Here is a 7,830-nt window from a genome sequence, read left to right as displayed (position 1 = left end):
TTTACGTTCGTGGCGTGTAGAGAGTGCTGAAGAGTTAGAGCCAGTTTTACAGGCAGCTTTAGATAGTAATGAACCGGTATTAATTGAAATCCCGACAGACCGTGATGCAGCGGGTCCATGGGTGCCAGGATGGTGGGATTTCCCGATTCCGGAATACATCACTGACGAGCGTCAAGATGAATACCATGAGTTCCGTCAATCTGAACAGCATTTGTAATCTATTTAAAAGTAGTAACTAAACAAATCAGTTGCTACTTTTATTAAAAAATCTTTTTGATTTATAGAAAACTGAATATTTAATTTTATGTAATATGGTGATTCTTATGAATAATGTTCAGGAAAGAACAAAGGTAACTGCTCAAGGAAGAAGCGAGCTCATCAATCATATTCAACAAAATTTAATTACATTAATTTCATCTTGTCGTTCTGTCGCAGATATGTGTCGGAAAATTGATGTAAACAGGCAGCAATTTAACAAATATCTAGCTGGTCAACATATTCCTTCTCAAAAAGTTCTTCAAAAAATTGCCCGCTATTTTATGATTGAAGCTAAAGATCTTTTAATAAACCCTAAAGACTTTAAATGCTTATATGAGGGATTAGAAAATGAAATACCAACAACCCTTCGATACTCAAACCAGTTCAATGATTTTTTACACCTTGCTAGAGCAACACCAGAACTCATGGAGGAATATTTAGGGATTTATTACAGATATCATTATTCATCTATTTATAAAGGTAAAATTCTTCGTTCTTTAACTTACTTATATCGCAAAGATGCACTAGTTCAATATGTAACTATTGAACACTTCCCTCACTTAGATAACCCTAAAAAAAATGCTTTCAAATTTCGATATGATGGCTTCTGCTTTATGCTTGGAGATAGAGTCTTTATGATTGATATAGAAGAAAAGCAATATAATGAAATGACTTTTTCTATATTAACTACACAGCATAGACGTCCTATTAGGTTTCTTTACGGTATTCTGTCAGGTATTGCTTCTACATCTTTTAGGCAACCTTTTGCCACCAAAATGGCTTTCCAATTAATCGACACAGGGCCTCTTAAAAAGCATCATCTTCAAGCTACTACTGTTCTAGAGATAAATGATTCATCAATTCCATTTGAAATTAAAGAATACCTCCTAGCAGATACCTCAAAAACGATATGGGGTGGAGCTTAAGAATTTTGAGCAATTTATCGCAAGGCTCTTACGAGCCTTTTCTTTTATTGTTTTAGCTATTACCACCAATACTCTACTTGCAATCCGAAATTGCTGCCATTACGTGATGTCCCGAAATTACCCGTTGACGATAATGTAGAACCTGCATTGTTCAGATCAGCACGCTCTTGGGCTTCCTTGTTCCAAATCGCATAGGTGTAATACAAACGGAATTCTGGTCTATCCCAAAATCCTTTTCCTTTTGGTGACCATGTAGGTGCAAAGGTTAACTTAGTTAAAGTCGCGGTCTTATCACGTTTAACTGCATCAAAACCCAACTCTCCTACCAGCTTAAATTGATCATTCAATGCATAAACTGGTCGTACACCAGCTGAGTACCACTCCTGTTCATTTGAGGCTTCTTCACGTTCATCTTTCTGGTAAATCAACTCCGCTTGGGCACTAAAGTTTTCAGTGATCTGCCCATCTATAAATTCGACTACACGCCAGCTTTTATCCTTACTCGATAAGCTTGTATCACCGGTATAACTTAAGCCAGTCCCTGGACCATAACCATATTGAAAGGCCAAGGTATTGTTGAGTTTACCTAGTTTTTGTTTATGCTGAACGCTAAATGAAGTACCTGAATGGCTATCTGGTTCATCTATTTTTGGGATATAGCTTACCCCTAAACTTAGTGTTCCATTTGGGTTGGTATTAAATCCACTTACAGTAATATCATGGCGGTTTACTGGTTTATCCTGAAATACATCATCCTTACGAGAGAAAACATATGAGTAGTACAAGTCGTTATATTTAAAATTATCTATACCAAATCCTGTCGCACTCTGATTCCAGTAATAAAAGTCTGAAATATGAATATCATTACGGTTGTAGAAACGACGACCTGCCCAAACATTTGCACCATTTAAGTAGCTGATATTATTCCACATGAGATAGGCTTCAGCCCATTTGGCATAATTATTTCCAGAAAAATCTTTATCATCACCAAAATCTTGTAATAACGCCAATGTACCCTTTAGGGCCACTGTAGAATTATCTTTAAATTTATATAATTCCTGAGTACCAGTTAACTCTACATACTGTTCACACTCATTACCCAAACGGTATTTGCTTTTTGCACCGTCCAGAAAAAAACAGCTTTGTGTGTCCCCTTTTTCACTATATCCAATACCCGATCTTATATATCCATTAAATTCAAATGCATGTATGACAGTGAGTGGTAGTAAAAATGTATTAAATAGTGCTATACGTTTATAAAATTCCATATTGAAAAAACTTCCATTTAAATATTAAAAATCCAGAAATAGGTATCCTCCTATCACTGGATTTAATATAAAAATCAGAACATTAATAAACAATTTCTCAACTCTATATTTTATAACGCACTATGACGCATATTTAACCTAAAAAACCTATTCCTCTTTATTTAAAGAAATAACCCGTCTCAGGTGAACTCGCATTTGCCATGCGTTTACGTGGCATACGCCCAGCTAAAAATGCTTCACGTCCTGCTTCCACAGCTTTTTTCATTGCAGAAGCCATCAAAATAGGATTTTTTGCAGCTGCAATTGCTGTATTCATCAGTACGCCATCACAACCAAGTTCCATCGCAATTGCGGCATCACTTGCTGTACCAACGCCAGCATCAACTAAAACCGGTATTTTGGCATTTTCTTTAATAATTGAAATGGTATGCGGGTTTAAAATACCTAGACCTGAACCAATCAAACTACCTAAAGGCATAATTGCAACACAGCCCATACTTTCAAGTTCTTGAGCAATGATTGGGTCGTCAGAGGTATAGACCATAATCTCAAAACCGTCGTCAATTAAAGTACGAGCCGCTTTTAAAGTTTCGGTTACATTTGGATATAAGGTTTTTTCATCACCCAACACTTCAAGTTTTACTAGGTTATGACCATCAAGTAGCTCGCGCGCTAGCATACACGTACGTACTGCGCTGTCAGCGTCAAAACACCCTGCGGTATTTGGCAAGATTGTATATTTTTCTGGTGGGATGACCGAAAGTAAATTTGGTTGATCTGGATTTTGTCCAATATTCACACGACGAATTGCGACTGTTACGATTTCTGCACCACTAGCTTGAATAGCTACATCCGTTTCATTTAAGTCTTTATATTTGCCAGTTCCAACCAATAAACGAGATTGAAAAGAACGTGAACCAATAATGAGTGAATTGTCTCTAATAAAAGATAGATCCTGCATGCATAACTCCTAACTTAGCCACCACCGACAGCATGAATAATTTCAATACGGTCAAATTCAGATATATTTGTACATTCCAATTTACTTTTTGGAATAATTCTTGAATTAAATTCAATAGCGTAACGTTTATTTTCCAATGCAAGATATTGAATTAGTTCAAGTAAATTTTTACAATCAGTAGGCGTAATTTGCCCATTTAAATAAATTTTCATAAGTTTATCTCGAGACTTTTATATATTTTTAACTATTCAATATCTTTAATGCTTGTTCATGTAGCAACTGAGAACTAGCAGCGACGATTGTTCCACCTTTGTGTGCTGAAGATCCATCAAGTGTTGAAATCACTCCTCCAGCATTTTCTATAATTGGTATCAATGCGGCTATATCGTATGGCTGTAAACTAAACTCAAAACAAATATCAATATACCCAGCTGCCAACATTGCAAAGGCATAACATTCAGCGCCATAACGTGTCATTAAAACCTGTTCAGATAATTCAGTGAAGTTGATATGCGGGTATAGATTTGATGAACGAGGATGATTGATATGTAATATCGCTTCACTTATTTTTTTATTCCTTTGAATTTTTAATTTTTTTTGCACTTTATTGTATTGGTGAAATGAACTTTCTCCATCAGACCAAAACCGCTCATTGGTAAAAGGTTGGCTTAACATACCTAAGCACATTTTATCATTATGCTCTAATCCAATTAAAGTTCCCCAAACTGGAATACCAAGTAGGTAGGGTCTAGTACCATCAATGGGATCCAAAATCCATCTTATTTCTCCGTTTTCAATCGCTCCAAATTCTTCTCCCATGATTGAATGATCAGGATAATATTCTGTAATCATTTTTCTCATGGCATATTCGGCAGCTTTATCCGCAATAGTTACAGGATCAAAACTCACATTCTTTTTTAGCTTTGTTTGAATTTCTAAATCTATATGAGACCTGAATCTAGGTAATGTCTCTGCATCTGCCACATCAGCCAATTTATGTAAAAAATAAATGTCCGGAAAAATATTAGTCATTTTTAATTCCTATTCATTAGTATGTAGCATCCACCTTATTAATTTATAAGGTGGATGCCTTCTTCTAATTCGCGTTTTGAAGTTTGACAAATTTATTTTTCTTTTTCTCTTTCATTATAATAGGTGTGATGATTACGAAAATTATCATTAGAGCTATAGGGAAATAAAGTAATCTTTCAATACCAAACTGACTTACTATCGTTGAAAGTATTGCAGGAGCTAAAAGCATACCAGAGTACCCAATTCCATTAACGATACTAATATTACGCCCTGCATTTTTAGGGTCTTTCCTACCTGCACTTGATAGCATAATCGGAGCTAAACAGGATAAACCTAAACCAAATAAAGCGTATCCGCAAAAAACAAGCTGTACACTTCCTCCAAATGTTTGTAAAAGTAAACCTAAAATAGCTAATATTCCGCTGCAAAAAACAATTTTTGGAGCACCAAATTTTTCCGTTAAACGATCACCAAATAGTCTTCCAATAAATTGCGCACCTGAGAAGAAACTAATCGCCATACCAGCTACAGCTGTAGTCGTACCCAAAGTACGATGCATATATTCTTGTCCCCAATCACCTACAGCATTTTCCCCAAACATACTTGCAAGCAATAAGATCCCAAAACCAATCATGAGCAGTACAATATAGCCATTAGAGTAATTATTTAATTTATCATCAGAATTTTCAGTATGATTTTCCTGCCAATCATCTTCAACAATCTCATGCTTATCTAATAAGAATCTAGATAAAATAAAGCTAACAATAAGTAATACACCTCCCCATATAGTAAATGGAATTGTGGCGCTATTTGGGCTTATACCTGCAAAATAACTACCTAACATACCAAATATAAATCCCCCTAAAGGATAACAGGCGTGAAAACCTGACATAATTGGTCGTTTATAAAAGCGTTCAACCTGAACTCCATGTGCATTTAATGCTGAATCAGTTGCCCCTCTTAACAATCCCATTACTACACCAGCAGCAAATGCAAACCAAAACTCTGGAATATACCCCATCGCTATGATAGAAATTGGATATAAAATCAGTGTGCACCCTACTACACTTTTTGCTCCAAATAAGTCGATAAATCGCCCAATTATTAGAGCACCAACAGCAGATCCAACCCCTATACCTAACGCAATGATACCGAAACTTGCATCACCTTCAGCTCCATTTAATCCTAGATAATGCCGATAAGCACTAACACTAGTTGACCAAACATAAATCATTGCGCCTATTAGCATGAAGCCACCAAAAGTAGCTAATCTTGCTAAGCGAATTCTTTGTGTAATAAGAGAATTATCACGTTTTTTCATACTTAAATCCCTTTAAAGTAAAGTTAGATACACACCACAAATAGAAATTAAAATATTCATTAACTCATAAAGCACCATCTGAAAAATTGGCACTCTTGAGTTAAATACCATCGGTGCAATAGATTTGTTTTACAAATCAAACGCATTACCGTTAACTGCTTTAAATGTATGTTTAAAAAGTTTGTTTAATGGCTGCTCCTGCTTTAAGTGCTAAAGCCGCTATTGTTAAAGCAGGGTTTACTGCAGCAGACGTTGGCAAAACTGATGCATCAGTAATGTAAAGGTTTGAAATATCATGAGACTGGCAATTCGGTGAGACCACAGATGTTTTAGGATCATTTCCCAGTCTGGCTGTGCCACACTGATGAGAAGTAGTTTTTCGCCCAAATGTGTGTGTCAGTACAATAGGAAAACCTGCTTTTTTCATGACAGCACGAGTACGTTTAATCAATTCATTGTGTGCTTTCATATTGGAACGTACCCAATGCATCACAATTTGGCCATCTCGTACCATAACGCGGCTTTCAGGATTAGGAAGATCCTCACTTGTAAGAAACCAACCATACGAGTAACGAGCAATTAAATTTGATAACCATAGAGGAAATAGTGAAGGCAAATTAGCCTTGAGTATATTTCCTGTAATATGACCAAGTAATTGAACATTTCCTAAAGGGAAACCTGTTTCTGGATCCTTGTTATAGAAGTCATTAAATGCAAGAGTCTTTTGATATACAGAAGTATTTTCTGCTCTTGGATCAATTGCAATCAAAGCGGTTGTATTGTGATTCATAAAATTTCTTCCAACCTGATCTGACCTATTCGCTAATCCTGTTGGATATATTTTATTTGCTGATCTTAGTAACAATGCTGCGGACTGTACCGCCCCCGCGGCAACTGCAAAGATATCAGCATGAATCTGGTACTCTTTGCCATCTTTAATATAAGTAGCTGAAGTTATCTTCTCTCCGCTGATATCAGTTTCAAGGCGTAAAACTCTTGCGTCTGTAATCAACGAAACGTTTGGATATGTCAAAGCTCGAGCTAAAGGACCAACTTCCGCATCAATTTTCCCTAATCCTGTGTTAGGAAATGCATCCCAGCCTGTTGGGGCACGATCAAGCCATTTTTCTATATCAATTGCCAAAGGTAAGGTAGTTGGATTCACACCTGCCTTTTTAAGCCGCATACGAACAGAAGCAATCGCTGGTTCATCAGGTACTGGATCATAACGATACGAGTTAGCCCGAGGTGGGTCTGTCTTATCCTCTCCTGCTTTTCCATGAACCTTAAATAGTTCCTCAGCCTGCTCATACCATGGTTCAACCTCCGAATAGGGAATTGGCCATCCGGGAGCACTTCCTTCCATATGTTTTCTTGGCTTAAAATCTTCTGCACGGTAGCGATACATGACCGCCCCATAGAATTTCGAATTTCCACCTACATAATAATAATTACCTGGTAGGAATTTCTCTCCATCAGTACCTTCCCACACTTCAGAGGATTTGTAGAAACCTTTCAAGAAAATTGAAGCATCATCACGAGCTTCAAAGGTATCTTTTAGATATTCGCCACGCTCCAATATAACAATTCGCTTACCAGAATCTGCTAGGCTGTAAGCTAAAGAGCTGCCTCCAATCCCTGATCCGATAATGACTATATCTGCTTCTTTTTCCATACAATATATACTTGCTTTGAATTGGATGTTGCAGGCCCGCAGTAAATGCGAACCTTCCATTAATTCAGGTTTTTAAACAACCATTAGTCATGTGATTAACGTGTACAAGTGAAGATCTCTTCAAATCAAATTGAAAGATCTTCGACTTGTTTAGTTACTACTTTTAAATGGATTACAAATGCTGTTCGGATTGACGGAACTCATGGTATTCATCCTGACGCTCGTCAGTGATGTATTCCGGAATCGGGAAATCCCACCATCCCGGCACCCATGGACCTGCTGCATCACGGTCTGTCGGGATTTCAATTAATACCGGTTCATTACTATCTAAAGCTGCCTGTAAAACTGGCTCTAACTCTTCAGCACTCTCTACACGCCACGAACGTAAA

General features: G+C 36.9%; 9 protein-coding genes. 2 read left to right on the top strand and 7 right to left on the bottom strand.

Going from position 1 to position 7,830, the window contains the following annotated elements; translation table 11 throughout:
* On the top strand, positions 1-217 hold a 217-nt coding region (locus KNQ97_RS19005; protein WP_253612620.1), incomplete at its 5' end, for a hypothetical protein.
* Positions 218-323: 106 nt separating this feature from the next.
* Positions 324-1,184, top strand: coding sequence for a helix-turn-helix transcriptional regulator (locus KNQ97_RS19000; protein WP_253612624.1), 861 nt, complete (start codon positions 324-326; stop codon positions 1,182-1,184).
* A gap of 59 nt (positions 1,185-1,243) precedes the next feature.
* Here the strand turns inward: KNQ97_RS19000 and KNQ97_RS18995 are convergent, their stop codons facing one another.
* The 7 genes from KNQ97_RS18995 to KNQ97_RS18965 all read right to left on the bottom strand — a co-directional run.
* Positions 1,244-2,452, bottom strand: a complete 1,209-nt coding sequence (locus tag KNQ97_RS18995; protein WP_253612623.1) for a carbohydrate porin — start codon at positions 2,450-2,452, stop codon at positions 1,244-1,246.
* 157 nt (positions 2,453-2,609) lie between these two features.
* Positions 2,610-3,395: a thiazole synthase gene (locus KNQ97_RS18990; protein ID WP_086375840.1), complete on the bottom strand. Its 786-nt coding sequence runs from the start codon at positions 3,393-3,395 to the stop codon at positions 2,610-2,612.
* A 32-nt stretch (positions 3,396-3,427) separates the two neighbouring features.
* Entirely contained in the window at positions 3,428-3,625 is a 198-nt protein-coding gene (gene thiS / locus KNQ97_RS18985) for a sulfur carrier protein ThiS (RefSeq protein WP_024437037.1), read from the bottom strand.
* A gap of 28 nt (positions 3,626-3,653) precedes the next feature.
* A complete protein-coding gene (locus tag KNQ97_RS18980; protein WP_024437038.1) occupies positions 3,654-4,445 on the bottom strand; it encodes an inositol monophosphatase family protein in 792 nt (263 codons plus the stop codon).
* A 64-nt stretch (positions 4,446-4,509) separates the two neighbouring features.
* A complete protein-coding gene (locus KNQ97_RS18975) occupies positions 4,510-5,766 on the bottom strand; it encodes an MFS transporter (RefSeq protein WP_253612622.1) in 1,257 nt (418 codons plus the stop codon).
* 172 nt (positions 5,767-5,938) lie between these two features.
* The gene (locus KNQ97_RS18970) at positions 5,939-7,441 is read right to left on the bottom strand and encodes an FAD-dependent oxidoreductase (RefSeq protein WP_253612621.1); all 1,503 of its coding nucleotides are present in this window, start codon (positions 7,439-7,441) and stop codon (positions 5,939-5,941) included.
* Between the two features lie 172 nt (positions 7,442-7,613).
* Positions 7,614-7,830, bottom strand: a 217-nt coding sequence (locus tag KNQ97_RS18965) for a hypothetical protein (RefSeq protein ID WP_253612620.1), incomplete at its 5' end; no start/stop codon positions are given.

Origin of the sequence: Acinetobacter sp. UC24323, from assembly GCF_024151445.1 — a bacterium.
In the GTDB taxonomy this organism is placed as follows: domain Bacteria; phylum Pseudomonadota; class Gammaproteobacteria; order Pseudomonadales; family Moraxellaceae; genus Acinetobacter; species Acinetobacter baumannii.
Note: the sequence above shows the minus strand (reverse complement) of the source record. Positions and strands in the feature narration are given on the sequence as shown.